Genomic DNA, 25820 nt, shown 5'->3' on the forward strand with positions numbered 1-25820 from the left:
CCATGAAGACCCGTACGAAGGGCGGAGCCGGCGTGGTTCGGGCCGTACGGACCGGCGGAGGGCTCTCCTTCCGGGTGGACGCCCGGGCGTTCGTGGTGATCGTGTTCCTTGGCGCCGTGGCAGCCGGGGCCGGGATCGTGCTCATCGGCAGCGGGGACTACGCGATGACGCCCGGCGAGGTTGTCAGCACGCTGTTCGGGCACGGCACCTTCCAGCAGGAGTTCATCGTCACGGACCTGCGCCTGCCGCGGGTCCTCGTCGGGCTCCTGGTCGGCGCGGCACTCGGGGTCGGCGGCGCCGTGTTCCAGACCATCTCCCGCAACCCGCTCGGCAGCCCCGACGTGCTCGGCTTCGGCCAGGGCGCCACCGTCGGTGCGCTGACGGTGATCGTCCTCTTCCAGGGCGGGGCCGCCGCGGTCGCGGGCGGCGCCGTGGTCGGCGGGCTGCTCACCGGCGCCGCGGTGTACCTGCTGGCGTGGAAACGAGGGGTCCACGGCTACCGGCTGGTGCTCGTCGGTATCGGCGCGGCCGCGATGCTCACCGCCGCCTCGCAGTACCTGATCACCAAGGCCAACCTGGTCGACGCGACCCGTGCCGTCGTGTGGATGACCGGTTCGCTCGACGGGCGGGACTGGGCGCAGGTCTGGCCGCTGCTCGCGGTGTGCGGGCTGCTCATTCCGCTGGTGCTCGGGCACGGACGGGCGCTGCGCATGATGGAGATGGGTGACGACGCCGCGTACGCCCTGGGTGTACGGGTGGAACGCACCCGGCTCGTCCTCATGGGCTGTGCTGTGCTGCTCGTCGCCGTCGCCACCGCCGCGGCCGGGCCCATCGCGTTCGTCTCGCTGAGTGCCCCCCAGCTGGCACGCCGGCTCACCCGCTCGCCCGGCCCCAATCTGGCGCCTGCCGCCTCCATGGGGGCTGCGCTGCTGCTCGTCGCCGACTGGATCGCGATGGACGCCTTCGGCGACCGGCAGCTGCCGGTGGGTGTCGTCACCGGCGTGCTGGGTGGCTGCTACCTGCTGTGGCTGCTCGTCTCCGAGCGCAGGGCTGGGCGGATATGAGAACCCGTCGGACGGTGAATCCGCCCCGAAGGACGAGCCCATCAATGACCCATCCCACCGACTCCCGGAGTACGACCATGCAGCGCCTCACCGCGGACTCGGTGACCCTCGGCTACGACCAGCGGGTCATCGCGGAGAACCTCTCGGTCGAGATTCCCGACAACTCGTTCACCGTGATCGTCGGCCCCAATGCCTGTGGGAAGTCCACGCTGCTGCGGGCACTGTCCCGGATGCTCAAGCCGAGCCGGGGGCAGGTGCTGCTGGACGGGCAGACGATCCATGCGATGCCCGCGAAGAAGGTCGCGAAGACCCTGGGCCTGCTGCCGCAGTCCTCGATCGCGCCCGACGGCATCACCGTCGCGGACCTGGTCGCACGCGGGCGGTATCCGCATCAGGGGCTGCTGCGGCAGTGGTCGCCGGACGACGAGCGCATTGTCGAGGAATCGATGGTGTCGACCGGTGTCCGCGAGCTGGCCGATCGCTATGTCGACGAATTGTCCGGCGGTCAGCAGCAGCGTGTCTGGATCGCGATGGCGCTTGCGCAGGAGACGCCGTTGCTGTTGCTCGACGAGCCGACGACGTACCTCGACATTCAGCACCAGATCGATGTCCTCGACCTGTGCGCGGAGCTGCATGAGACGCGCGGGCGGACGCTGGTCGCCGTGCTCCACGACCTGAACCACGCCGCGCGCTACGCCACGCATCTGATTGCCATGCGCGGGGGCGAGGTCATTGCCGAGGGGGCGCCGGGGGACGTGGTCACGGCGGAGCTGGTGGAACGGGTGTTCGGGCTGCGGTGTCAGGTGATTGCTGATCCGGAGACGGGGACGCCGTTGGTGGTGCCGGCTGCGCGGGGCGCGCGGGGCGCTCGCGTTGCGGATTCGGTGCGGGCCTGAGCGGGGTTGCGCTGCCTGTCGGCGCGCTTTGTCCGCAATCACCGGACGGGCTTGATTCCGGCGGGCGTGATCGGTCAGCGCGACGGGCTCAATGGTGTGGGTGTGGTCGGTTGCCCCAGGGACTGGTGGGGTGGGTGTACTACAGCAGTGTTCTGAGGCGCATGAGGTCTCGGAGGCTTGCTTCCAGCCGGACTCGGCCCGAGGCCCAGGCCTTTGCGAAGTTCAGGTTCCCGTTCACCATGGCCACCAGGTCGTCGCCGTTCATCGCGAGCCGGATCTCGGCCTTCTCGCTCGGCGGGCCCTCGATCGTGTCGAGTACCTGGATCCGGCCATCCTTGAGACGGCCGGTGAAGGTGATCCCGAGGTCCTTGATGTGACAGCTCAGCGAGCGGTCCAGGGCAGCCGCGCTGCGCACGTCGCCCTCGGCCGTCGCGAGGTTGTCGGAAAGTTTGTCGAGTGCGCTGCGGCACTCCGTCATGGTCGCCATCGTGACCGACGGTACCCCAGGCCTTCGCGGTAGCGTTTCCGCATGAGCGACTTGATGCCGGAGCCCGGGACGGCGCCCGGGGAATCGGCGGAGGCGGCCGGCCCCGCACCTGAGCCCGCAGCCGCCGCGCCCCTCGGCGTCACGCGCACCCCCACCGGACACGCCGAGGTGGACGCGGGACTGGAGCGGCTGACCGATGCGGACCACCTCCCGGCGGAGGGACACATCGAGGTGTACGAGGATGTACACAGTGGGCTGCGCGATGCGCTGACCGCGCTGGATGCCCGGCCCGCACCCGCACCGGTACCCGCACCGATGCCCCCGTACAACAACAGGAGCTGAACCGAACGTGGCAGGAGTGGCACGTCGCCGCCTCGACGCCGAGCTGGTACGCCGAAAGCTCGCCCGCTCACGCGAGCATGCGAGCCAGCTGATCGCCGCAGGGCGGGTGACCGTCGGCGGCAACACCGCGACCAAACCCGCCACCCAGGTCGAGACCAGCGCCGCGGTCGTCGTCATCAAGGACGACAGCGACCCCGAGTACGTCTCGCGCGGCGGGCACAAGCTCGCGGGCGCCCTCGCCGCCTTCGTACCCCTCGGGCTGGAGGTCGAGGGACGGCGGGCGCTGGACGCAGGGGCGTCGACCGGTGGATTCACCGACGTACTGCTGCGGGCCGGAGCCGGTCATGTCGTCGCCGTCGACGTGGGCTACGGGCAGCTCGCCTGGTCGCTGCAGTCCGATGAACGCGTCACCGTCAAGGACCGTACCAACGTACGTGAATTGACGCTGGAGGCGATCGACGGAGAGGCGGTGGACCTGGTGGTCGGCGATCTGTCGTTCATCCCGCTGGGGCTCGTCCTGCCTGCCCTGGCGCGTTGTGCGGCCCCCGACGCGGACCTGGTCCTGATGGTCAAGCCGCAGTTCGAGGTCGGCAAGGAGCGGCTGGGCAGCGGTGGCGTGGTGCGCAGCCCCGAGCTGCGGGCCGAAGCGGTACGGGAGGTGGCGCGCCGGGCCTGGGCGCTGGGACTCGGAGTGCGCGGAGTGACCGCGAGCCCGCTGCCCGGGCCTTCCGGCAATGTCGAGTATTTTCTCTGGCTGCGGGCCGGAGCGCCTGAACTGGATCCCGCGGATGTCGACCGTGCAGTGGCGGAGGGGCCTCGTTGACGACGAATGCGGCACGAACTGTCTTTCTTTTGGCACATACCGGCCGGCCGGCCGCGATCCGCAGCGCCGAGCTCGTGGTGCAGGGGCTGCTGCGCAGCGGACTCGGGGTACGGGTCCTTGCCGCGGAGGCCGCCGACCTGCCGCTCCCGACGGCCGTGGAGACGGTCGACGACGCCACGCCCGCGGCCGTGGACGGCTGTGAGCTGCTGATCGTCCTCGGCGGGGACGGGACGCTGCTGCGCGGCGCCGAGATCTCCCGGGCCTCCGGGGTGCCGATGCTCGGCGTCAACCTCGGCCGGGTCGGCTTCCTCGCCGAGGCCGAGCGGGACGACCTGGACAAGGTGGTCGACCGGGTCGTCACCCGGGCGTACCAGGTCGAGGAGCGCATGACGATCGACGTCCTCGTGCACAGCAACGGCGACATCGTCCACACCGACTGGGCGATGAACGAAGCGGCCGTGCAGAAGGTGTCGCCCGAGCGGATGCTCGAAGTCGTCCTGGAGATCGACGGGCGCCCGGTCACCGGCTTCGGCTGCGACGGGATCGTCTGTGCGACGCCGACCGGCTCCACCGCGTACGCCTTCTCGGCGGGCGGGCCGGTGGTGTGGCCGGAGGTCGAGGCGCTGCTGATGGTCCCGATCAGCGCCCACGCCCTGTTCGCCAAGCCGCTGGTGACGTCGCCGGCCTCGGTGCTCGCCGTCGAGGTCCAGCCGCATACGCCGCACGGGGTGCTGTGGTGCGACGGGCGCAGGACCGTGGTGCTGCCGGCCGGAGCGCGGGTCGAGGTGCGGCGCGGGGCCGTGCCCGTACGGCTGGCGCGGCTGCACCAGGCCTCGTTCACGGACCGGCTGGTGGCGAAGTTCGCGCTGCCCGTCTCGGGGTGGCGGGGCGCGCCCCACTGATCGCGTCGGTGCCGCAGATCACGGTCCTCCGGCGCACGGGAGAGTGAATCCGCGGCCGGGGCCCGTCGCACACCGGGGTCCGGACCTCGTAAGGTCGTGTCCGTGTTGGAGGAGATGCGGATACGGTCGCTCGGAGTCATCGACGACGCGGTGGTGGAGCTGTCACCCGGGTTCACCGCGGTGACGGGCGAGACCGGCGCGGGCAAGACCATGGTCGTCACCAGCCTGGGGCTGCTGCTCGGCGGGCGCGCCGACCCCGCCCTGGTGCGGATCGGTGCCAAGGCTGCCGTCGTCGAGGGACGGATCACGGTGTCCGCCGGTGACGCGGCAGCGGTACGGGCCGAGGAGGCCGGGGCCGAAATCGACGAGGGTGCGCTGCTGATCAGCCGTACCGTTTCCGCGGAAGGGCGCTCGCGCGCCCATCTCGGCGGACGGTCCGTGCCGGTGGGCGTCCTCACCGAACTCGCCGACGAACTCGTCGCCGTGCACGGCCAGACCGACCAGCAGGGGCTGCTCAAGCCCGCGCGGCAGCGGCAGGCCCTGGACCGGTACGCGGGCGACGGCGTCGCCGTGCCGCACGCCAAGTACGCGGCGGCTTACCGGCGGCTGCGGGCCGTCGTCACGGAGCTCGAGGAGCTGACCACGCGCGCCCGCGAACGCGCCCAGGAAGCGGATCTGCTGCGCTTCGGACTGGGCGAGATCGCCGGCGTCGAACCGCTGCCCGGCGAGGACACCGATCTCGCCGCCGAGGCCGAACGGCTCGGTCACGCCGAAGCGCTCGCCTCCGCGGCCGCCCTCGCGCACGCCGCGCTCGCGGGCAACCCGGAGGACCAGGAGGCCGTCGACGCGACGACCGTCGTCGCCGCGGCCGGGCGGTCGCTCGACGCCGTCCGCGCCCACGACCCGGCGCTCGCCGCCCTCGCCGACCGGATCGGCGAGATCTCCATCCTGCTCGCCGATGTGGCGGGCGAACTGGCCGGGTACGCCGACCAGCTGGACGCCGACCCGCTGCGGCTCGCCGCGGTGGAGGAGCGGCGCGCCGCGCTCACCGCGCTCACGCGCAAGTACGGCGAGGACATCGCCGCCGTGCTCGCCTGGGCCGAGGACGGGGCCGGCAGGCTCACCGAACTCGAGGGCGACGACGACCGGATCGGCGGGCTGACGGCCGAGCGGGACGCGTTGCGGGCCGAACTCTCCGGGCTCGGACAGGCGCTGACCGATGCCCGGACGGCGGCGGCGGCGCTCTTCGCCGAAGCGGTGACCGAGGAACTGGCCTCCCTCGCCATGCCACACGCCCGGGTCTCCTTCGACATCCGGCAGACCGACGCGGCGGACGAGGCGTCCGGCATCGACATCGGCGGGCGGAGCGTGCTCTACGGTCCGTCCGGCGCCGACGAGGTGGAACTGCTGCTGGCCCCGCACCCCGGCGCCCAGCCCCGGCCGATCGCCAAGGGTGCGTCGGGCGGTGAGCTGTCCCGGGTGATGCTCGCCGTCGAGGTGGTGTTCGCGGGCTCCGACCCCGTACCCACGTACCTCTTCGACGAGGTCGACGCGGGCGTCGGCGGCAAGGCGGCCGTCGAGGTCGGACGGCGGCTGGCGAAGCTCGCCAAGTCCGCGCAGGTGGTCGTCGTCACGCACCTGCCGCAGGTGGCGGCGTTCGCCGACCGGCAGCTGCTGGTCGAGAAGACGGTCGACGGGGCGGTGACCCGGAGCGGCGTCACGGTCCTGGAGGGCGAGGACCGGGTACGGGAGCTGTCCCGGATGCTTGCGGGACAGGAGGACTCGGAGACGGCGCGGGCGCATGCGGAGGAGCTGCTGGCCGCGGCGCGGACGGACGGGTAGGCGGCGGCGCACTGCTGTGCGGGGGAGTCTTTGCCGTTCGGCGCGGGGACGGGCCGGCTTCGGTTTCTGCGGTGCGGTGCGGTGCGGTGTGCGGGCGGGCCTCGGCGCCCCTGTGTCCGAGTGTTCGGGGCCGACTCGTAGCCTGGCGCGCATGGGAGCAATGATCAGCAGGGTCGCTGCCGGTGCCGTCGCCGCCGGGGTCGCGGGCGGGGTGTACCGGGCGCTGCGGGGGCGGCCGCGCCCGGGGTGGTTGCGGACCAACTACGCGGGGCGCACCGTCGATCTGTACGCCGGGCCCGCCGTCGCGCTCGGTGCCGCCGCCGGAGCCGCCGTGCTCCCGCTGTCGCCCCGTACCCGGACCGCCGCCGCCCTCGCCGTGCTGGCCGCCGGGGGCTGTGGCGGGTACGACGACTTCGCCGGCGCCGAGGATCCGCGCCGCGGGTTCCGCGCCCATCTCACCGCGCTGCGGCACGGCGAGGTGACCAGTGGCGCCGTGAAGCTCTTCGGTATCGGGGCGGCCGGGCTCGCTGCGGGCGTCCTGCTGAAGGAACGGCCCGTCGACCGGATCCTCGCGGGTGTCGTGATCGCCGGAACCACTCATCTCGTCAACCTCACGGACCTGCGGCCGGGCGTCGCGACCGCCACCGTGCTCGCCCTCGGGACCCCGGGGCTGGTCAGGGGCGGACTCGCTGCCGCGCCGATGGGGGCCGTGGCAGCCCTCGCCGCCGAGGAGCTGGGGGAACGCACCATGTTCGGGGACGCGGGCGCGCATGCCCTGGGCGCGGCCGTCGGTCTCGCGATCGTTGCGGGCAACGGCCGGGGCGGGCTCGCCGCCCATGCGGCGGGGGTCCTGGCCGCGGCGGTGTACGGGGACCGGATCAGCGGGCTCGCCCGGCGCTGTCGGATCGGTGACGTGCTGTCGGGGCGCTGACGCGTCGCCGGGTCGCCGGCGTGGCAATATCGCACCGTTGTCCTCACCCGTCCGGGTGGTAACGCACGCCCGGTTGTCGCTGTGCACACCGGAACCACGGCTCCGAGGTGCCGGAACGTGCGTACGGACTGGCATCCTTGGCGGTGCACATACCGCCGACTCGGTAGCCCCTGGAGCCATTCAACGTGTCACAGCTGCGTACGGTCCAAGTCCTGGGCGGCGGCAGTGCGGGCAGCAGCGCTCACGTCAGCTCGCTGGCCGCGGGGCTGATCGCGAGAGGCGTACACGTCACCGTCTGCGCCCCCGCCGAACTGGACCGCGCCTACGACTTCTCCGGCACGGGGGCCCGCTTTGTCCCCGTACCGCGGCGCAGTGACCCCGCCGCCGTCGCCGCCCTGCGGGGCGCCTGCGTGGGGGCGGATGTGGTCCATGCGCACGGGCTGCACGCCGCCGTACGCACGGGTCTTGCGCTCGGCGGGCGGCGTACCCCACTGGTTCTGACCTGGCACACCCGGGCGTACGCCGAAGGTGCCCGCAGCCGGCTGCTCCACCTCCTGGAGCGAAAGGCCGCCCGGGCGGCGGCCGTTGTGCTCGGTACGTCGTCGGATCTGGTCGACCGGGCGCGGCGGCGGGGCGCGCGTGACGCGAGACTCGCGCCGGTTGCCATTCCCCTGTCGCGCATTTCCGCCGCTGTCCGCGACGATGGCAAGGTGCGGGCCGAACTCGGAGTGGTGGGGCGGCCGTTACTTGTCTCCATCGGCAGTCTCGTACCGCATCACGGGTACGACACACTGCTCGACGTGGCACGGATGTGGCGTCAACTCGACCCCGTACCCCTGCTGGTCATCGCGGGGGAGGGGCGGGAGCGGGGTGCGCTCCAGCGGCGGATCCGGGACGAGGAACTGCCCGTCAGGCTGATCGGGAGCCGCGACGACGTCGCCGAGCTTCTTGCCGTCGCCGATCTGGCTCTGTTGCCCAGCCGGTGGGAGGCGCGGTCGCTGGTGGCGCAGGAGGCGCTGCGGATGGGGGTGCCATTGGTCGCCACGGCGGTGGGGGGGATGCCCGAACTGGTCGGGAACGCGGCGGAACTTGTGCCGTACGGCAACGCGGAGGCCATGGCGCGGGTTGTTGTGCGGCTGCTGGGGGACCCGGCGGCTCGGGAGCGGATGGCCGACGCGGGGCGTGTGCAGGCGGCGAGTTGGCCAACGGAGGACGACACGATTGCGCAAGTCCTCAGCGTTTACGACGAGTTGGCTCAGTCGTTGGCGATCGGGCGGGGATGGTGAGGTGACGGCGGGGTTGTCGGAGCGTCCCGCGGCCGTCTTTTTCTCAGTCGCCTGATGCTCCCGGTTTGGCGTGGCGGCGGGCTCTCAGGGCCAGGCTCAGAGCCAGGACCGTCTGGGGGTCGTCCAGGTCCGTGCCCAGCAGCTCGCCGATGCGGGCCAGACGGTTGTAGAGGGTCTGGCGGTTAAGGTGCAGTTCGCGGGCCGTCTCCGCCTTGCGGCTGGCGTGGGCGAGATACGACTCCAGGGTGGGCAGCAGCGGCGGGCGCGAGGTGCGGTCGTGATCGCGCAGCGGTCCGATCGCCCGTTCCACGAACGCCGCCAGGTCCGGATGGTCCCGCAGCCGCCACAGCAGCAGGTCGATGTCCAGGCGCCGGGCGTCGTACCAGGGCCGGTTGCTGAGCCCCTGCGCGGCCGTCGCCGTCTCCGCCGCGTGCCGCAGCCCCGCCCCGGCCGCCGCCCAGCCGCCCGCGACCCCGACCACCACGACCGGCGGCTGCGCGCCCGCCCGCTCCAGCCCGGCCCGCTCGACGCCGGCCCGCAGCGCTGCCGCGACCCGGTCGGCCACCGCCGTACGCTCCGACTCGGACCGCAGGCCGAGCAGCAGCGGAACCCTGCCCTCCACGGGGCGTACGCCAAGCAGCACCGGCACGCCCACCGATGACAGCTCCTCCAGGACCGCGCGCGCCAGCAGCGCCCAGTTGCCCGACGGGGACAGCTCGGGGGCCAGTCGCATCACCACCGGCAGCAGCGGCGCCTCGCCCGGCTTGAAGCCCAGTACGCGGGCCTGTGCGGGTGCGTCCTCCGGAGTGATCCGGCCCTCCGCGAGGTCCGTCAGGAAGTCGCCGCGGCCGCGCGCGGCGAGTTCCTCCTCCTGGCGGGCCTGCATCAGCACCACGGCGAGGATGCCCGCCGCCCGCTCCGCCGCCATCCGGTGCACCGTCACCAGCGGCCCGGACACCGCGAGGAGCACCAGCCTGGCCCGTACCGAACCGGACCCGGGGCCACCGCCCGGCACATCCACCAGCACCGCACCCGTGGGCGGTGCCTCGCGGGCCGCCCGGCCACCGCGCATCCCGTCCCATACCTGGAGCGGATCGGCGGAGACCGGACCGGACTCGGTGCCCGCCGCGTACAGCAGCTGGCCGTCCGCCGTCTCCAGGAAGACCGGGTTGGCCGTGAAGTCCGCCAGGATGCCGAGCACCTGCGGGACCCCGCCGCCGCCGAGCAGCGCCTCCGTGCACCGCCGGTGCACGTCCTCGGCCTGCCGCAGCAGCGCGTAATGGCCGTTGACGATCTCGGTGTGGATCTCCTCGGTCACCGTCACGAACGGCACCTCGCGGTGCAGCTGCACGAGCGGTAGACCGGCTGCCCGCGCGGCGTCCACGATCGAGGCGGGCAGTCTGCTGAAGCGCGGCCCGAGCTCCACCACCAGGGCGGCGATCCCGCGGTCGGCGAGTCTGCGCACGAAGGTGCGCTGCTCGGCGGGGCGGGTGCCGAGCCCCAGACCGGTGGTGAGCAGCAGCTCACCGCCCTTGAGGAGGGATGCGATGTTCGGGACCTCGCCCGCATGCACCCAGCGCACCGTGCGGTTCAGCCGGTCCGCGCCGGCCACCACCTCGGGGAGTCCGCTGCGCAGCCCCGGCAGCTCCAGGGCGCGCTGCACGGTGATTCCGCCTTGGTTCTCCACTGGTTCTGGCCTCGTGCTTCCGTTCGGGTCGGGCGGGCTGTCGTCCTGGTCAGGAAGGTACCGGCCGGATGCTGCGGTGCCGTCGTCGGGGGAGTTCACCGGGCGGCGGCAGGCTCGACATTGTGGTTGAGATGGAACACGTTGTCAGGGTCGTAGGCGGCCTTGACCGCAGCGAGCCGGGCGTAGTTCTCGGCGCCGAGTCCGGCGACGACCCGGTCCGAGCCCTCGCGCCCGATGAAGTTGAGGTAGACGGCGCCGGTGGACCAGGGGCGCACATCGGCGCGCACCTGACGTACCCACTGGCGGCCGCGCTCGTCGTCGGACGGGCTCTCCCAGACGCCGAACGGGTGCACGGCCCAGCGGGCGGTGCGCCAAGGCAGCGGGTACTCGGCGGGGCCGCGGACCACCGCACCGCCCATCGGGAAGAGGGCGTGCTGCGAAGCGGAGGGGACGGGCATGTCTGCGGCGCGGGAGCAGAACAGGTCCACCGCTTCGTCGGGGAAGGTGTCCAGGTACTCGGCGGACCAGTAGTTCCGCATCCCGGGCGGGGCGTCGAGCATGCACTGCAGGTCCGCGTACGGGATGTCGGTGATCACCTCGGACTCGTGGTCGAGGACGAGCAGCGGCCCGGCCAGTTCCCGGGCCCGGGCCGACGGCCCGGTACAGGTGAGCAGGACGCCGCAGACGAGTGTGCCGACCAGATGCTCCGGTACGAATTCCTCGGGTGGCCCGGTGATGTAGAGAAGGGCTCCGCCGGCCTCGTCAGGCGCGGAGGCCATCAGGTCCCGGTACGCACGCAGCACTTCGGGACCGGCCTCCGGGCGGTACAGCAGCAGCGCGAAGGACATCTCCGGCAGTTCGTGCAGGTCGACGGTGAGCGAGGTGGCGACGCCGAAGTTGCCGCCGCCGCCGTGCAGCGCCCAGAACAGTTCAGGGTTCTCGTCGAGGCTCGCGTGGACGATGCTGCCGTCCGCGATCACCAGCTCGGCGGCCAGCAGGTTGTCGCAGGCCAGACCGAATCTCCGCTCCAGCCAGCCGGAGCCGCCGCCCAGTGTGAAGCCGCCAACACCGGTGGTGGAGGCCCGGCCGCCGGTGGTCGCCAGCCCGTACGGCTGGGTGGCCCGGTCCAGATCGCTCATGGTCGCGCCGCCGCCGACGCGTGCCGCCTGGTCGCTCGGGGCGACCGTCACGCTGTTCATGCGGCGGAGGTCGACCACCAGTCCGCCGTCGGTGAGTGACATGCCTGCGACGCTGTGGCCGCCGCCACGGACCGCGATCTCCAGGCCGTGCTCACGGGCGAACCGGACCGACAGCGCCACGTCCGCCTCCGAGGCGCACTGGGCGACCACTGCGGGCCGTCGGTCGATCATGCCGTTGAAGATCATGCGCGCCCCGTCGTATCCGGCGTCACCGGGTGCGAAGGCTTCGCCGGTGAGATCGCGACGGAGACTGTCCACGGCGAGGTCCGTCGTACCGGCGGTGTCACTGGTGCCGGCCGTGCTGCGGGGCGTCATGATGCCCCCTTCCGAGGGCGTGACAGGTCAGTTCCATCGTAGGGCGGTGCTCCCGGACCGCACCGGCCCGGGAAGACCGGCCCTGCCAACGCATCCGGCGGTCAGCCGACGTAGGCCCCGCTCGCCGTCAGCCGCAGTGCCGTGTCGATCAGCGGCACATGGCTGAACGCCTGCGGGAAGTTCCCCACCTGCCGCTGCAGCCGCGGATCCCACTCCTCCGCGAGCAGCCCCAGGTCGTTGCGGAGCGAGAGCAGCCGTTCGAAGAGCTGGCGTGCCTCGTCGACCCGTCCGATCATCGCCAGGTCGTCGGCCAGCCAGAACGAGCACGCCAGGAACGCGCCCTCGTCGCCCTCGAGACCATCGACGCCCGTGTCCTCGCCCTTGGTGGGGTAGCGCAGCACGAAGCCGTCCTCCGTGGACAGCTCGCGCTGGATCGCCTCGATCGTGCCGATGACCCGCTTGTCGTCCGGCGGCAGGAAGCCCATCTGCGGGATCAGCAGCAGTGACGCGTCGAGCTCCCTCGACCCGTAGGACTGGGTGAAGGTGTTGCGTTCCTTGTCGTAGCCGTTTTCGCAGACATCGCGGTGGATGACGTCGCGCAGTTCCCGCCACCGCTCCAGAGGTCCCTCGGTGTCCCCGGACTCGATCAGCTTGATGGTGCGGTCGACGGCGACCCAGGCCATGACCTTGGAGTGGACGAAGTGACGGCGCGGCCCGCGCACCTCCCAGATGCCCTCGTCCGGTTCGTCCCAGTGGTTCTCCAGGTACGAGATCAGCTTGAGCTGGAGCCCCGTCGCGTAGTCGTTGCGGGTCAGGCCCGTCATGTGGGCGAGGTGCAGCGCCTCGATGACCTCGCCGTACACATCGAGCTGCAGCTGGCCCACCGCGCCGTTGCCGACCCGGACCGGGCCTGAGTTCTCGTAACCGGGCAGCCAGTCCAGCTCGGCCTCGCCCAGCTCGCGCTCGCCCGCGATGCCGTACATGATCTGCAGGTTCTCCGGGTCACCCGCGACGGCCCGCAGCAGCCACTCGCGCCAGGCGCGGGCCTCCTCGCGGTAGCCGGTGCGCAGCAGCGAGGAGAGAGTGATTGCCGCGTCGCGCAGCCAGGTGTAGCGATAGTCCCAGTTCCGCGAGCCGCCGATGTCCTCCGGCAGGGAGGTGGTCGGGGCGGCGACGATGCCGCCGGTCGGTGCGTACGTCAGCGCCTTCAGGGTGATCAGGGAGCGGACCACCGCCTCGCGGTAGGGGCCGTGGTACGTGCACTGCTCGACCCACTCGCGCCAGAAGTCCTCCGTCGCCTCCAGCGACCCCTCGGGGTCCGGCAGTCCGGGCGGCTCGTGGTGCGAGGGCTGCCAGCTGATGGTGAAGGCGATCCGGTCCCCCGGTGCGACGGTGAAGTCGGAGTACGTCGTCAGGTTCTCGCCGTACGTGTCGGCGGGCGTGTCCAGCCAGACGGAGTCCGGGCCGGCGACCGCGACCGTACGGCCGTCGACCTTGTGCACCCACGGGATGACCCGCCCGTAGCTGAACCGCATGCGCAGCTCGGAGCGCATCGGCACCCGGCCGCTGATCCCTTCCACGATCCGGATCAGTTGCGGCGCGCCGTCACGCGGGGGCATGAAATCGGTCACGCGGACCGTGCCGCGCGGCGTGTCCCACTCCGACTCCAGGATGAGGGAGTCCCCGCGGTAGCGCCGCCGGTCCGCTGCCGGTGCCTCCGCCCCGGTCGCGTACGCGGGGCCCAGGCGCCAGAAGCCGTGCTCCTCGGTACCCAGCAGTCCCGCGAAGATGGCATGCGAGTCGAAGCGGGGCAGGCAAAGCCAGTCGGCTGTGCCGTCCCGGCAGACCAGGGCAGCGGTCTGCATGTCTCCGATGAGTGCGTAATCCTCGATGCGCCCGGCCACGTGCATCTCCAGTCGAACGGCCATGTCGCCCCGTGGGGCGCTTACTGCGGGTCAAGAGGTCGTTGCAAGGGGTTGTTGTGGTGAGCCGAGGGCTCCAATGCCTCGCCCGGGGCGAGTGTCCGAGCAGGATACGACGCACGTGCATGACCGCGCGACGGCCCCGGCAATGCGTCTGCGCCGAACGGGTGGGGCGTGAACGTGGCGTGGTGATTCTGTGTGGCGAGTGTGCCGGGTGTGGCCGGAAGCGGGCTCCCCCGGTCGCTGATACCCTGGTAGCCCGTGGACCGGTGGTCGTCAGCAACAGCGGACGAGGCCCCCGAACCGCAGCGACGGCGCCTCCGAATCTCCGGATGGCAACGCCGGTACGCACCTCAAGATCCGCGACCACGGGAGCCCCCTTTGGCTATGCAGCCCACATCCACGACGACCAAGCACATCTTCGTCACCGGGGGTGTCGCCTCATCCCTCGGCAAGGGTCTGACTGCCTCCAGCCTGGGTGCCCTGCTCAAGGCGCGGGGCCTTCGGGTCACCATGCAGAAGCTCGACCCCTACCTGAACGTCGACCCAGGCACGATGAACCCGTTCCAGCACGGCGAGGTGTTCGTCACCAACGACGGCGCCGAGACCGACCTGGACATCGGCCACTACGAGCGCTTCCTCGACGTCGACCTCGACGGCTCCGCCAACGTCACGACCGGCCAGGTGTACTCGCAGGTCATCGCCAAGGAGCGGCGCGGCGAGTACCTCGGTGACACCGTGCAGGTCATCCCGCACATCACCAATGAGATCAAGCACCGCATCCGCCGCATGGCCACCGACGACGTCGACGTCGTCATCACCGAGGTCGGCGGCACGGTCGGCGACATCGAGTCGCTGCCGTTCCTGGAGACCGTCCGCCAGGTCCGTCACGAGGTCGGCCGGGACAACGTCTTCGTCGTGCACATCTCGCTGCTGCCGTACATCGGCCCGTCCGGCGAGCTCAAGACCAAGCCCACCCAGCACTCCGTCGCGGCGCTGCGCAACATCGGTATCCAGCCGGACGCCATCGTGCTGCGCGCCGACCGTGACGTACCGACCGCCATCAAGCGCAAGATCTCGCTGATGTGCGACGTCGACGAAGCCGCTGTGGTGGCCTGTGTGGACGCCAAGTCGATCTACGACATCCCGAAGGTGCTGCACACCGAGGGTCTGGACGCGTACGTGGTGCGCAAGCTCGACCTGCCGTTCCGCGATGTCGACTGGACCACCTGGGACGACCTGCTGGACCGCGTCCACAACCCCGACCACGAGGTCACCGTCGCGCTCGTCGGCAAGTACATCGACCTGCCCGACGCGTACCTCTCCGTCACCGAGGCCATCCGGGCCGGCGGCTTCGCGAACAAGGCCCGGGTCAAGGTCAAGTGGGTCGCCTCCGACGACTGCAAGACCCCGGCCGGTGCCGCCAGGCAGCTCTCCGACGTCGACGCGATCTGCGTCCCGGGCGGCTTCGGCGACCGCGGTGTCAACGGCAAGATCGGCGCCATTCAGTACGCCCGTGAGAACAAGGTGCCGCTGCTCGGCCTCTGCCTCGGCCTGCAGTGCATCGTGATCGAGGCGGCGCGCAACCTCGCCGAGATCCCCGACGCCAACTCCACCGAGTTCGACGCCGCCACCTCCCACCCCGTCATCTCGACGATGGAGGAGCAGCTCGCCTACGTCGAGGGCGCGGGTGACCTGGGCGGCACCATGCGGCTCGGCCTGTACCCGGCGAAGCTCGCCGAGGGCTCGCTGGTCCGTGAGGCGTACGACGACCAGCCGTACGTGGAGGAGCGTCACCGCCACCGCTACGAGGTCAACAACGCCTACCGCGCCGAGCTGGAGAAGAAGGCCGGACTGGTCTTCTCCGGCACCTCGCCGGACAACAAGCTCGTCGAGTACGTCGAGTACCCGCGCGAGATCCACCCCTACCTGGTCGCCACCCAGGCGCACCCGGAGCTCCGTTCCCGCCCGACCCGCCCGCACCCGCTCTTCGCGGGCCTGGTGAAGGCGGCAGTCGAGCGCAAGACGGGCGCCCGGACAGACAGCAAGCAGGGCGCCACGTCGGGCAAGTAGTCCGGCGGCAGGCAGGCGTTACCGTTGACCGGGGTACGGATCGATCGAGGATCCGTACCCCGGTTTCAGTTTTTGTGGGAGGACGTAGATGGTTATCCAGGACACGCCCGAGGAGTGGCAGGTCACTGCGACCGGGACCCCCTTCACGGGCAACAAGACCAGCGTCCGCACCGATGACGTGGTGATGCCCGACGGATCGGTCGTCCGCCGCGACTACCAGGTCCACCCCGGATCGGTCGCCGTGCTCGCACTCGACGACGCGGGCCGGGTCCTCGTACTGCGGCAGTACCGGCACCCCGTGCGCCACAAGCTCTGGGAGATCCCCGCCGGACTGCTCGACGTCCCCGGTGAGAACCCGCTGCACGCGGCGCAGCGCGAGCTCTACGAGGAGGCGTACGCCAAGGCCGAGGACTGGCGGGTGCTGACCGACGTCTACACCACGCCCGGCGGCTGCGACGAAGCCGTACGGATCTTCCTCGCCCGGAACCTCTCCGAGGCGGACGGTGAGCGCTTCGTGGTCTCCGAGGAGGAGGCCGACATGGAGCTGGCACGGGTGGAGCTGCAGGAGCTCGTACGGGGGGTGCTCGCCGGGGAGCTGCACAACAACTGCCTCGTGGTGGGCGTCCTCTCGCTCGCGGCGGTGCTCGCCGGTGACGGGATCGATTCGTTGCGGCCGGCCGAGGCGCCGTGGCCGGCCCGGCCGTTCGAGGTCTGAGCGGTCCGCCGGTCGGTCTTGGCTTCAAGCTAAGAGGTCGCGCAGACAGGCGCGGCGGCGGACCCCGGCAGCAGTACAGGCACAGGTCTTGGCAATCATGGAGTTGCGACGCTCTGTGATCACCGGGGAGACCTGTGCCTGTACTGCCGTCATGGCTGACCGACCCGCTCCGGGACCAATTCGCTGCCCTGCTGCCGGAGCGGCCGGTCTACGCGCCGACCCATCCGCTGGGCTGCCACCGCCCACGCATCAGTGACTGGATCGTCTTCGACAAGCTGCTGCAGCTCCTGCGCTTCGGCTGCTCTTCGCTTCGCTCGTGAGAACGAGGAAGCAGTGGTGCCCCGCCCGGGAGGGTGGGGGCATGACGTGACCGCCTGGCTGGGGAGTCGCGTCCTGTGGCCGGAGGCCGGGAAGCTGTTGCTGATCCCGGTGCGGAGAAGGCCCTACGTCCGGAGGTCCTTCCATGACCGACAACCGACAGGGGCGTGTCACCAACCTCCCTGCTGAGTAGAGCCAGGCCGGGCCCGGCGGCGTGAGGAGTGGCGGGGGTGGAGGACCGCCGGGACCGTCAGGGCGCCGGGGGGTGGTGGCGGGGCGGTGGGAGACAGGCGGGAGACCAGGGCCGTCACCGCGGTCTCGGCGATCGTTGCGGGGTGCAGGGTCACGGTGCTCACCGGCGGATCGTTCTCGGCGTAGGCCTGGTCCTCGCTGGCGCAGACGAGGAGGAGGTCGTCGGGGATCCGCAGGCCGTGGCGGGCCGCTGCGGCCAGGACCTGGCGGCCGCCGCGGTCGTAGACCGTGTAGACCGCGTCGCAGGCGTGGGCGGCGAAGACCGCGTCGAAGCCGTGGCCCGGGTCGTCGTACGGGTCGAAGGTGAGGAGCAGTGGCGTCCGGCCGTGCTCGTGGCACCACTGCTCGTACGCGCGGGTCACAGCCCGGGTGTAGTGCTCGTCGCCGTACCCGGCGTGCAGGGCGATCCGCCGGCCGCCCGAGGCCGCCAGGTGGCCGAGGACCTCGCGGGTGGTGGCGGTGTGGTCGTTGTCGACCCAGACGTCCCCGGGCCTCGGATCGACGGGTCGGCCGTCGAAGACGAGCGGGATGTCCCGGGCGCGCAGCGCACGCAGCACCGGGTCGTCCGTGGGGCTGTCGATGAGCAGCATGCCGTCCACGGTGAGGGTGTGCCAGGGCGTCTCGGCCCCGCAGGTGGCGGGGAGGATCGTCAGGGCGTAGCCGTGCGCGTGCGCGGTGGCGGTGGCGGCGGTGAGGAGCCGGGCGAAGTACGGGACGTTGAAGAAGTTCCAAGCCGATCCGGCGTAGGTCGTGACGGCCACGCCCAGGGTTTTCCCAGTCCGCGGGGTCCGCTGGGAGCCGTACCCGAGCATGGTGGCCACCTCGCAGACCCGGCGGCGCGTGGAGTCGGTCAGCCGGCCGGTTCCGTTGAGAGCGTGCGAGACGGTGGCGGTGGAGACCTCCGCGGCGCGTGCCACATCGGCGAGAGTGGGCCCTGACATGGCCTCATCCTACGGAATCCGTCGTTCCGGGCGGGTTTTGGTTATGGCGTTAATCAAAGAGGGTCCGCCACAGCGAATGCAGCTAAACCCTTGGAGTGGTCATGACTTCTTCTCTCGCCCGGCGGACCATGCTCGCCGCGGGCGCGGCCGGACTGGTGGGTGCGGCGGCCGCCCCCGCGGCCGCCGTGCACCGGGGCGCCGCGCACCGGAGTGCCGCGGCCCTGGTCGTCCACAATGCACGGGTGTTCACCGGGCTCCCCGGCGCCCGACCCGTCGAGGCCGTGGCCGTCGGGCACGACGGCCGGATTCTCGCCACCGGCCGGGGCCGCGAACTGCAACGCCTCGCCGGACGGGACACCGAAATCGTCGACGCGCGCGGGGCGACCGTGATGAGCGGCATCCACGACGGCCATGTGCACCCGCTCGGCGCGGGCGACCGTTCACTGCATCCCTCCCTGGAGGGCGCCGAGACGACCGCCGAGGAACTCCTGGCGATCCTCACCGGTTTCCTCAAGGACACGCCCGGCCAGGAGCCCGACGGCTGGCTGGTGGTCTCGGACTGGAACCCGATCGGGCTGCTGCCGCATGGCACCCTTCCCCACCACTCCCTGCTCGACACCCTCCCCACCCGCCGCCCGGTCGCCCTCCTCGGGGCCGACGGCCACAACACCTGGGTCAACGGCCGCGCCCTGGAGATCGCCGGCATCACCGCGGCGACCCCCGATCCGGTGGGCGGAAAGATCGTGAAGGGGCCGGACGGGCAGCCCAGCGGCGTACTCAAGGACGACGCCCAGCCCCTGGTGACCCGCCACATCCCGGAGCCGAGCGAGGCCGATCTGGTCGCCGCCTGCTCCCGGGTCCTCGCCCAGGCGGCGGCCTCCGGGGTGACCACGATGATGGACGCGTGGGCCCGACCAAGCGGATTGACGATGTACCAGGCTCTGGCGAACGCGGGGAAGCTGCCGCAGCGGATCGTCCCCGCGATCAGGATCGACGCGGACCTGGCGAAGGACCCGGCGGCGGCGCTCGCGTATGCGCGCGGGCTGCAGCGCGCTTTCGGGGACGTACCGGGGCTGCAGTTCGGGATGATCAAGGTGTTCCTCGACGGGGTGATCGAGTACCCGGCGCAGACGGCGGCGCTTCTGGCGCCCTATCTGGACGGCTCGGGGCACCCGACAGACAACCGCGGTGAGCTGTATGTCTCCGCGCAGGATTACGGGCGGCTGACCGCGGTCTTCAACCGGGCCGGCTGGCAGATGCATGCCCATGGGCTCGGCGACCGCGCGGTGCGCACGGCGCTCGACGGGTACGCCTACGCCCTGCGCTCGACCGGGCTGCGCGACGCCCGGAACGCCGTCGCACACCTCCAACTGGTGGACCCGGCGGACCTGGGGCGGTTCGCCGCGCTGGGTGTGGTGGCCTGCATGCAGCTCCAGTGGGCGCTGCGGGACGTGTGGACGATGGAGGCCCTCCTGCCGTACATCGGGCCCGAGCGGCACCGGTGGATGTACCCTGCCCGCTCCCTGGAGCGGCACGGGGCCCGGCTCTCGGGCGGTTCGGACTGGCCGGTGGACCCGCTCCAGGTGTGGAACCAGATCCGTACGGCGATCGACCGCACGGGCGTGGAGGGCGAGGGGCCGCTCTACCGGGAGTTGGAGGGGCTGAGCCGTACGTCGGCGCTGCGGATGCACACGCACGGGACGGCATGGCAGCTGCGCATGGACCGGCTGACGGGAACCGTCCGCCCCGGTCTGGCGGCGGATCTGATCGTCCTCGACCGTGATGTGACGGAATGCCCGGTGGCCGACATCAGCGACACCCGTGTCGCGTTGACCCTGGTGGGCGGCCGGGTCGTCCACGACGCGCACTCATCGGCGGGCCGGGCCGCGGTCGCGCGACTCGACCGGGCCGCCGCCGCGCCCCGCCCGGCGGCGTACGCGGCGGTGCACGGCGGACGACACCGGGCCTGCGGCCACGGCGACGACCGACCGTAGCGGTCCGGCCTCCGTATGGCCGCGTCCAGCTCTGCGGGCCCACACCTGGGCCCGCAGGCAGACAGCGTCGAAGGCGGCCCCACCTGGCGCTTTCAGCAGGGCGCCAGCATCCGCCGCCAGCCGGCACGCGGCCCAGCGGGATTCCGCAGCCATCCGTCATGCCCGAGCGTTTCAGGCCCTGTTTGCCGCGATCGACTGGTGAGCGTCCGGCGACTTCACCGCCCCCGGGAGCTTTGGTGTTGGAGCCGTCCTAAGTCTTCCGATCGGACGCGCTGCTGATCCGATCGGGGGGCGCCCCCGCCGCGCTCCACCCTGAGGGCGCATACGCCTGAACTACGCTCGGAATGCCCTGACCGGAGTCCCGGCGGGCAACGCGTGCAGCGAAGTGGAGCGTGGCCCGTGACGGATCAGGCGGTGGACACCAGCGGCCCGGCGACGGCAGCGGGTACCGAGGAGCCGTCCGGCGCCGCACCACCCCGATTCTTCGGCCGTGAACGCGAGTTGAAGGCGCTGAGGGCCGATATCGAACGGGCCGGGCTGGACACCCTGGCCGGCCGCAAGACCGCCCGTGCCCGGGTCCTGCTGATCGCCGGACGCCCCGGCTCCGGACGCACCGCACTCGCCGAGGAACTCGCCCGCGGGCTCCTGGACTCCGGCGACTACCCCGACGGGCTGCTCCGGGTCCGGCTCGCCGAACCCGGCGGCGCCCCCGTCCCCACCGAACGCACCGCACGCGAACTCCTCGACCAACTGGGCGTCACCGGCCCGCCCGGCGCGGACGGTGACGAACTGTCCGAGATGGTCCGCGAGGCCCTCGCCGCACGGAGTGCCCTGCTGCTGCTCGACGACGCGGCCGATGCCGAGCAGGTCGACCCGCTGCTGCCGGACAACCCGGACTGCCTCGTTGTCGCCACCGCGCAGGGCCCGCTGACCGGCATTCCCGGCGTCCGGCCCTGCACCGTCGGCGGTCTCGACGCGGGCTCCGCCGTCCAGCTGCTGTCCCGCACCATCGGCCAGGTCAGGATCACTGTCGACCCGCGGACCGCCGAGACCCTCGCCGAGGTGTGCGGCGGGCAGCCGGCCGCCCTGGTCATGATCGGCGGCTGGCTCGCCACCCATCCGATGGCATCGGTCGCCGACGTCACCAAGCAGCTGCACGAGCTGCCGGACGACGACGAGCAGTCCACCGGTGCCCGCCCGCTGGCCCGTGCCTTCCGGCTGGTCCACGAGTCCCTGCCGCCGACCGCCGCCCGGATACTGCGCCTGCTCGCGCTCGCCCCGGCCGGACTCGCCGACGCCCACACCGCCTCCGCGCTGGCCGGCTGCTCGGTCTCGGCCGCCCAGTCGACCCTCGACGGCTTCGTCCTGCTGGGCCTGCTGCGGACCAATGGCGCGGAGCTGTCGCAGTACGAGGTGCCCGGCTGCCTCGTCCCGCTGCTGCGCGCCCTGCTGGCGGACCGGGACCGGCCGGCCGAGATCCAGCTGGCCCGGGCCCGGATGCTGGAGCGGACCGTATGGCAGCTGCAGTCCTGCCGGGCGGTCACCGAGCCGGAGGGCTCCCCGGCCGGCAAGAAGCTCGCCGGGCTGCCGCGCTCGCTGCGCTTCCCGCATCCCGAAGCGGCCGCCGCCTGGCTGCGGATCCGTCGGCCCGCTCTGCTCGCCTCTGCCCGGACCGCCGTCGAGGACGGTGAACTCGACACCCTGGCACGGCGGTTGGTGGCCGCGCTGGTGCGGGCGCTGGCCGTGCACCAGGGAACCGAGGCCGCCGCCCCCGATCTGTACGGGCTGCACGGACTGGTCCTGGCCGTCGCCGAGCGGCGTGAGCTGCCCCGTGAGCGGGCTGCCGCGCTGCTCAATCTCGCCGATCTGGATGCCAGGACCGGGCGTACGAAGGAGGCGCTGACCCGATACCGGGCCGCGCTGGACGCCGGGCGGGCGGCGAAGGACCCGTACGCGACCGGCCGGGCGATGGAATCCGTGGGCGGCGCCTACGCCGAGCTGGGGGACTTCCACCGGGCCTCCGACTGGTTCGGCCGGGCGCTCGCGCAGCGGCTCACCCAGGGCGAACGTGCCGACGAGGCGCGCTTGTACGGGCGGCTCGGTGCCGTCCACACCTACGCCGGGCGGTACGGCGAGGCGCTGCGGAACTGGCGGGCCGCGGCGGCCGGGTACCGCAGGCTCGGTGACCTGCCCGCCCAGGCACGGGCGCTCAGTGAGGCCGCGCGGGTGCAGGAGTACGCGGGGCGGCCGCAGGAGTCGCTGCAGACCTGCCAGGAGGCCGTGGAGTGGGCGCGGCAGGCCAAGGACGTACGCCTGCAGGCGGCGCTGGAGCTCCGGCTGGCCGACACCCTCGAACGGCTCGGAGACCCCGCTGCGGCCCGGCTGCACCGCGGTATGGCGGACAGACTGCTGAGCGAGAAGGGCTCTGCCTACGAAATCCGCAGTGCGTCGGCAGAAAATTAATGCTTTGTAAGGCTAGACAGCAGGAAGCCCTTCATTAGACTGGTCCTACCGCGAACCTCCGTGGTGTCTCCATTTACACTAAGTGTGTCCGGGTACGTACCGCAGTGCCCGAGTAACCCTCTGAGTCAAGGACCGTGATCGACGTGAAGGTCGGCATCCCCCGCGAAGTCAAGAACAACGAGTTCCGCGTGGCCATCACGCCCGCCGGTGTGCATGAGCTCGTCCGTAACGGCCACCAGGTCGTCGTCGAGCAGAACGCCGGCGCCGGGTCCTCGATCACGGACGAGGAGTACGCCGCCGCCGGTGCGCAGATCCTGCCCACCGCCGACGAGGTCTGGGCCACGGCCGACCTGCTGCTGAAGGTCAAGGAGCCGGTCGCCGAGGAGTACCACCGCCTCCGCAAGGACCAGACGCTCTTCACCTACCTGCACCTCGCCGCCTCCCGCGAGTGCACGGACGCGCTGCTGGAGTCCGGCACCACCGCCATCGCGTACGAGACCGTCGAGACCGCGAACCGCGCACTCCCGCTGCTCGCGCCGATGTCCGAGGTCGCGGGCCGCCTGGCCCCCCAGGTCGGCGCCTACCACCTGATGCGCTCGGTCGGCGGCCGTGGTGTGCTGCCGGGCGGCGTCCCGGGCACGGCCCCCGGTGAGGCGGTCGTCATCGGCGGCGGTGTCTCCGGCTGGAACGCCACGCAGATCGCCGTCGGGCTCGGCTTCCACGTCACGCTGCTCGACAGGGACATCAACAAGCTGCGCGAGGCCGACAAGGTCTTCGGCACCAAGGTCAAGACCGTCGTCTCCAACTCCTTCGAGCTGGAGAAGGCCGTCGTCGAGGCCGACCTCGTCATCGGCGCCGTGCTGATCCCCGGCGCGAAGGCCCCGAAGCTGGTCACCAACGAGCTCGTCGCCAAGATGAAGCCCGGAAGTGTACTTGTCGACATTGCAATCGATCAGGGTGGTTGCTTCGAGGACTCGCACCCGACGACGCACGCCGACCCGACCTTCACGGTCCACAACTCGGTCTTCTACTGCGTCGCCAACATGCCTGGCGCGGTGCCGAACACCTCCACGTACGCGCTCACCAACGCGACGCTGCCGTACATCATGGAGCTCGCCAACCGCGGCTGGGTCGAGGCGCTGCGCCGCGACGCCGCGCTGGCCAAGGGCCTCAACACCCATGAGGGCCAGGTTGTTTACCGCGAGGTGGCGGAGGCGCACGGCCTGGATCACGTCGAGCTGAGCACGCTTCTCGGCTGACGAGTCAACGCATCCCGTCAACCCTGCACGTCCGGCCGGACCTTGCCGAGCAAGGTCCGGCCGGACGTGTGTCGGCCCCCGTGAGGCCTTCGCGCAACTCGCGTTGAATGTAACCCTTTACCCGTTTCGTGCAGTTGTGAAATGTGCGCCGGAGTGACTGTGCACCCTTGACAGGGGGTGTTCGATTGCCGACACATCGGGCCGGGTCCGGCGGATTGTGTTGCTGCGAACCGGTGACACGCCATAGAGTCGCCAATCGTCGGCATGGTGTCACGCTGACCTATCGATAAGTTTCCTGGTTACGTCCAAGGAGGTAAGACGACTTGTGAATGAGTCGACATTTACTCCCGGGGGTGTTCAACCAGGGATGCCTGCACGGGGCCAGAGCCCGATCGGGCTGGAGGCTGTCGGCTCCGTCGCTGTCCGCACCTTCGCCACCCACCAGCACATGACGACAGCCCCCCAGATGATGGACGGCCTAAACGTGAACGCCATGGCCGGCAACGAGAGTGGCCGAGAGACCGCCCACTTCGCCGACTTCGACGAGGTGCCCCAGGGGCACTTCTACGACCCCGACGCCGAGTACGAGCCCGATCCGGAGTACGCGGCCACCCTCGCGCCCGACGCTGCCCGCCAGCGCCGCGAGCGGATCGGCCCCACCGGCCGGCCCCTGCCCTACTTCCCGATCCCGGGTCCGCTGACCGACCATGGTCCCGCGAAGATCATCGCGATGTGCAATCAGAAGGGCGGCGTCGGCAAGACCACGTCGACCATCAACCTGGGTGCCGCACTCGCGGAGTACGGACGCCGTGTCCTGCTCGTCGACTTCGACCCGCAGGGCGCTCTGTCCGTCGGTCTCGGCGTCAACCCGATGGAGCTCGACCTCACGGTCTACAACCTGCTCATGGAGCGGGGCATGTCGGCCGACGAGGTCCTCCTGAAGACCGCCGTGCCCAACATGGACCTGCTCCCGAGCAACATCGACCTGTCGGCTGCCGAAGTGCAGCTGGTCAGCGAGGTGGCCCGGGAGTCCACGCTGCAGCGCGCCCTGAAGCCGCTGATGGCCGACTACGACTACATCGTGATCGACTGTCAGCCCTCGCTGGGCCTGCTCACGGTGAACGCTCTGACGGCCGCTCACAAGGTGATAGTGCCGCTCGAGTGCGAGTTCTTCGCTCTGCGCGGCGTGGCACTGCTCACCGAGACCATCGAGAAGGTCCAGGAGCGGCTCAACCCGGAGCTGGAGCTCGACGGCATCCTTGCGACCATGTACGACTCCCGTACGGTGCACAGCCGCGAGGTGCTCGCGCGGGTCGTCGAGGCCTTCGACGAGCACGTCTACCACACGGTGATCGGGCGCACGGTGCGTTTCCCGGAGACCACGGTCGCCGGTGAGCCCATCACCACGTACGCCTCCAACTCGGTCGGGGCCGCCGCCTATCGCCAGCTCGCCAGGGAGGTGCTCGCCCGGTGTCACGCCGAGTGAGTCTGCCCGGGGCCGACGAACTGTTCCGTACCACCGGGGGGATGGGGCTGCAGTCCTCGTCCCCCGCGGACCGGCGGCGCAAGGCGAACGGCGAGGCGCGGGTACCGGCTCCGGCCGGTGAGAACGAAACTGCGGCGGACAGCTCCGGAGCGGCCGGGGGAGCGGCCGAGGCCGGCGCCGTACCCTCCCAGGAGGAGCACGCGCCGGCGGACGCCGACACGGGGGATTCCCGCAGCCGCGGCGACAACAGCGACCGGGTGGCCGTGGCCGCGCAGGCGGGCCGCCGCCCCTCGGCCTCCTCCCCTTCCGCCGCCCCGCAGCAGGAGGCTGTTCCGGCCGTCCAGCAGCAACGCAGGCGCGGAGGCGGGCGCGGGGCGAACCGGCGGCCCAGCGGCCGGGAACGCCACGACGAGAAGATCACCGTCTATGTCTCCGCCGAGGAACTGATGGACCTCGAGCACGCGCGGCTCGTGCTGCGCGGCGAGCACGGGCTCGCCGTCGACCGCGGGCGGATCGTCCGTGAGGCGGTCGCGGTGGTCCTCGCGGACCTGGAGGCGCGGGGCGACGCGAGCATCCTCGTACGGCGGCTGCGCGGCCGCTGACCGGCGGGGCGCCGGTAGCCT

The 25820-nt window shown here is 71.5% G+C and carries 20 protein-coding genes and 2 pseudogenes; 16 read left to right on the forward strand and 6 right to left on the reverse strand.

What is annotated here, in order from left to right; genetic code table 11:
- Positions 1 to 2: 2 nt before the first annotated feature.
- Entirely contained in the window at positions 3 to 1064 is a 1062-nt protein-coding gene (locus OH809_RS32735) for a FecCD family ABC transporter permease (protein WP_406424845.1), read from the forward strand.
- A gap of 77 nt (positions 1065 to 1141) precedes the next feature.
- Positions 1142 to 1960: an ABC transporter ATP-binding protein gene (locus OH809_RS32740; protein WP_406424843.1), complete on the forward strand. Its 819-nt coding sequence runs from the start codon at positions 1142 to 1144 to the stop codon at positions 1958 to 1960.
- Between the two features lie 139 nt (positions 1961 to 2099).
- On the opposite strand, the gene OH809_RS32745 is transcribed toward OH809_RS32740, so the two are convergent.
- Positions 2100 to 2447, reverse strand: coding sequence for an SCP2 sterol-binding domain-containing protein (locus OH809_RS32745; protein ID WP_406418159.1), 348 nt, complete (start codon positions 2445 to 2447; stop codon positions 2100 to 2102).
- 42 nt (positions 2448 to 2489) lie between these two features.
- On the opposite strand from OH809_RS32745, the gene OH809_RS32750 reads away from it, so the two are divergent.
- From OH809_RS32750 to OH809_RS32775, 6 genes are all read left to right on the forward strand, one after another.
- Entirely contained in the window at positions 2490 to 2789 is a 300-nt protein-coding gene (locus OH809_RS32750) for a hypothetical protein (protein WP_406418157.1), read from the forward strand.
- A gap of 7 nt (positions 2790 to 2796) precedes the next feature.
- Complete coding sequence (locus tag OH809_RS32755) at positions 2797 to 3612, forward strand: TlyA family RNA methyltransferase (RefSeq protein WP_406418155.1); 816 nt, start codon at positions 2797 to 2799, stop codon at positions 3610 to 3612.
- On the forward strand, positions 3609 to 4514 hold the full coding sequence (locus OH809_RS32760) for an NAD kinase (protein WP_406418153.1): 906 nt from the start codon (positions 3609 to 3611) through the stop codon (positions 4512 to 4514). The genes OH809_RS32755 and OH809_RS32760 overlap by 4 nt, the downstream gene beginning before the upstream one ends.
- A gap of 96 nt (positions 4515 to 4610) precedes the next feature.
- A complete protein-coding gene (gene recN / locus OH809_RS32765) occupies positions 4611 to 6356 on the forward strand; it encodes a DNA repair protein RecN (protein ID WP_406418151.1) in 1746 nt (581 codons plus the stop codon).
- A 160-nt stretch (positions 6357 to 6516) separates the two neighbouring features.
- Positions 6517 to 7287, forward strand: a complete 771-nt coding sequence (locus OH809_RS32770) for a hypothetical protein (protein ID WP_406424841.1) — start codon at positions 6517 to 6519, stop codon at positions 7285 to 7287.
- A 185-nt stretch (positions 7288 to 7472) separates the two neighbouring features.
- Entirely contained in the window at positions 7473 to 8573 is a 1101-nt protein-coding gene (locus tag OH809_RS32775) for a glycosyltransferase family 4 protein (protein WP_406418149.1), read from the forward strand.
- Positions 8574 to 8616: 43 nt separating this feature from the next.
- On the opposite strand, the gene OH809_RS32780 is transcribed toward OH809_RS32775, so the two are convergent.
- From OH809_RS32780 to OH809_RS32790, 3 genes are all read right to left on the reverse strand, one after another.
- Positions 8617 to 10260: a PucR family transcriptional regulator gene (locus OH809_RS32780; protein ID WP_406515993.1), complete on the reverse strand. Its 1644-nt coding sequence runs from the start codon at positions 10258 to 10260 to the stop codon at positions 8617 to 8619.
- Positions 10261 to 10355: 95 nt separating this feature from the next.
- Complete coding sequence (locus OH809_RS32785) at positions 10356 to 11774, reverse strand: FAD-binding oxidoreductase (protein WP_406418145.1); 1419 nt, start codon at positions 11772 to 11774, stop codon at positions 10356 to 10358.
- Between the two features lie 101 nt (positions 11775 to 11875).
- Positions 11876 to 13678, reverse strand: coding sequence for a glycoside hydrolase family 15 protein (locus OH809_RS32790; RefSeq protein WP_406424839.1), 1803 nt, complete (start codon positions 13676 to 13678; stop codon positions 11876 to 11878).
- 405 nt (positions 13679 to 14083) lie between these two features.
- Here OH809_RS32790 and OH809_RS32795 point away from each other — a divergent pair, with 405 nt between their 5' ends.
- The 3 genes and pseudogenes from OH809_RS32795 to OH809_RS32805 form a co-directional block, all read left to right on the forward strand.
- Positions 14084 to 15769, forward strand: coding sequence for a CTP synthase (locus OH809_RS32795; RefSeq protein ID WP_406418143.1), 1686 nt, complete (start codon positions 14084 to 14086; stop codon positions 15767 to 15769).
- Positions 15770 to 15857: 88 nt separating this feature from the next.
- On the forward strand, positions 15858 to 16484 hold the full coding sequence (locus OH809_RS32800; RefSeq protein WP_406418142.1) for an NUDIX domain-containing protein: 627 nt from the start codon (positions 15858 to 15860) through the stop codon (positions 16482 to 16484).
- A gap of 134 nt (positions 16485 to 16618) precedes the next feature.
- Positions 16619 to 16789: pseudogene (locus tag OH809_RS32805) on the forward strand (IS5/IS1182 family transposase); the annotation flags it as partial.
- A gap of 183 nt (positions 16790 to 16972) precedes the next feature.
- On the opposite strand, the gene OH809_RS32810 reads toward OH809_RS32805, so the two are convergent.
- Positions 16973 to 17995, reverse strand: a complete 1023-nt coding sequence (locus OH809_RS32810) for a LacI family DNA-binding transcriptional regulator (RefSeq protein ID WP_406418140.1) — start codon at positions 17993 to 17995, stop codon at positions 16973 to 16975.
- 101 nt (positions 17996 to 18096) lie between these two features.
- Here OH809_RS32810 and OH809_RS32815 point away from each other — a divergent pair, with 101 nt between their 5' ends.
- On the forward strand, positions 18097 to 19989 hold the full coding sequence (locus OH809_RS32815; protein WP_406418138.1) for an amidohydrolase: 1893 nt from the start codon (positions 18097 to 18099) through the stop codon (positions 19987 to 19989).
- A gap of 115 nt (positions 19990 to 20104) precedes the next feature.
- On the opposite strand, the pseudogene OH809_RS32820 reads toward OH809_RS32815, so the two are convergent.
- Positions 20105 to 20239, reverse strand: a pseudogene (locus OH809_RS32820) (IS5/IS1182 family transposase); the annotation flags it as partial.
- Positions 20240 to 20388: 149 nt separating this feature from the next.
- Here OH809_RS32820 and OH809_RS32825 point away from each other — a divergent pair.
- The 4 genes from OH809_RS32825 (at position 20389) to OH809_RS32840 (ending at position 25799) form a co-directional block, all read left to right on the forward strand.
- Positions 20389 to 22452: a tetratricopeptide repeat protein gene (locus OH809_RS32825; RefSeq protein WP_406418136.1), complete on the forward strand. Its 2064-nt coding sequence runs from the start codon at positions 20389 to 20391 to the stop codon at positions 22450 to 22452.
- 143 nt (positions 22453 to 22595) lie between these two features.
- Positions 22596 to 23711: an alanine dehydrogenase gene (ald, locus tag OH809_RS32830; RefSeq protein ID WP_406424837.1), complete on the forward strand. Its 1116-nt coding sequence runs from the start codon at positions 22596 to 22598 to the stop codon at positions 23709 to 23711.
- Between the two features lie 367 nt (positions 23712 to 24078).
- Positions 24079 to 25197: a ParA family protein gene (locus OH809_RS32835; RefSeq protein ID WP_030917911.1), complete on the forward strand. Its 1119-nt coding sequence runs from the start codon at positions 24079 to 24081 to the stop codon at positions 25195 to 25197.
- Positions 25194 to 25799, forward strand: coding sequence for a hypothetical protein (locus OH809_RS32840; protein ID WP_406418135.1), 606 nt, complete (start codon positions 25194 to 25196; stop codon positions 25797 to 25799). The genes OH809_RS32835 and OH809_RS32840 overlap by 4 nt, the downstream gene beginning before the upstream one ends.
- Positions 25800 to 25820 lie beyond the last annotated feature (21 nt).

The organism is Streptomyces sp. NBC_00873 (assembly GCF_045207415.1).
Taxonomy (GTDB): Bacteria; Actinomycetota; Actinomycetes; order Streptomycetales; family Streptomycetaceae; genus Streptomyces.

What these genes read in the sequence shown, in the direction of transcription:
- OH809_RS32770 (WP_406424841.1), top strand. Translation starts at nt 6,517, where the DNA reads ATGATCAGCAGGGTCGCTGCCGGTGCCGTCGCCGCCGGGGTCGCGGGC.
- OH809_RS32740 (WP_406424843.1), top strand. Translation starts at nt 1,142, where the DNA reads ATGCAGCGCCTCACCGCGGACTCGGTGACCCTCGGCTACGACCAGCGG.
- OH809_RS32810 (WP_406418140.1), bottom strand. Translation starts at nt 17,995, where the DNA reads ATGTCAGGGCCCACTCTCGCCGATGTGGCACGCGCCGCGGAGGTCTCC.
- OH809_RS32795 (WP_406418143.1), top strand. Translation starts at nt 14,084, where the DNA reads ATGCAGCCCACATCCACGACGACCAAGCACATCTTCGTCACCGGGGGT.
- OH809_RS32750 (WP_406418157.1), top strand. Translation starts at nt 2,490, where the DNA reads ATGAGCGACTTGATGCCGGAGCCCGGGACGGCGCCCGGGGAATCGGCG.
- OH809_RS32800 (WP_406418142.1), top strand. Translation starts at nt 15,858, where the DNA reads ATGGTTATCCAGGACACGCCCGAGGAGTGGCAGGTCACTGCGACCGGG.
- OH809_RS32835 (WP_030917911.1), top strand. Translation starts at nt 24,079, where the DNA reads ATGCCTGCACGGGGCCAGAGCCCGATCGGGCTGGAGGCTGTCGGCTCC.
- OH809_RS32785 (WP_406418145.1), bottom strand. Translation starts at nt 11,774, where the DNA reads ATGACGCCCCGCAGCACGGCCGGCACCAGTGACACCGCCGGTACGACG.
- OH809_RS32745 (WP_406418159.1), bottom strand. Translation starts at nt 2,447, where the DNA reads ATGGCGACCATGACGGAGTGCCGCAGCGCACTCGACAAACTTTCCGAC.
- OH809_RS32815 (WP_406418138.1), top strand. Translation starts at nt 18,097, where the DNA reads ATGACTTCTTCTCTCGCCCGGCGGACCATGCTCGCCGCGGGCGCGGCC.
- OH809_RS32735 (WP_406424845.1), top strand. Translation starts at nt 3, where the DNA reads ATGAAGACCCGTACGAAGGGCGGAGCCGGCGTGGTTCGGGCCGTACGG.